The organism is Burkholderia sp. Ac-20349, from assembly GCF_017104865.1.
Classification (GTDB): domain Bacteria; phylum Pseudomonadota; class Gammaproteobacteria; order Burkholderiales; family Burkholderiaceae; genus Burkholderia; species Burkholderia aenigmatica.
The window spans coordinates 1-515 of the sequence record NZ_JAAGPM010000367.1; the positions used below are offsets into that span (position 1 = coordinate 1).

The window sequence follows — 515 nt, forward strand, 5'->3', positions numbered from 1 at the left end:
GCCTCTTCCTGGTCGTGCGTGACCATCACGCAGGTCACGTCGACCTTCTCGATGATGTTCACGAGTTCGAGCTGGGTTTTCTGGCGGATCTTCTTGTCGAGCGCGGACATCGGCTCGTCGAGCAGCAGGAGCTTCGGGCGCTTGACCAGCGAGCGGGCCAGCGCGACACGCTGCTGCTGGCCGCCGGAGAGCTGGTGCGGCTTGCGCTGCGCGTACTTGCTCATCTGCACGAGCGCGAGCGCGTCGGCTACGCGCTCCTTGATCTCGTTTTTCGGCGTGCCTTCCTGCTTCAGGCCGAACGCGACGTTCGATTCGACCGTCATGTGCGGGAACAGCGCGTACGACTGGAACATCATGTTCACCGGACGGCGGTACGGCGGCAGCGACGCAAGATCTTCGCCGTCGACGAAGATCTTGCCGGAGGTGGCCGTCTCGAGCCCGGCGAGCATGCGCAGCAACGTCGACTTGCCGCAGCCCGAGCTGCCGAGCAGCGCGAACAGCTCGTTCTTGGCGAT

At 64.5% G+C, this 515-nt stretch carries 1 protein-coding gene; it reads right to left on the minus strand.

Going from position 1 to position 515, the window contains the following annotated elements; translation table 11 throughout:
* The coding region (locus tag G3N61_RS39265; RefSeq protein WP_205825143.1) for an ATP-binding cassette domain-containing protein at window positions 1–515 on the minus strand (515 nt) is incomplete at both ends.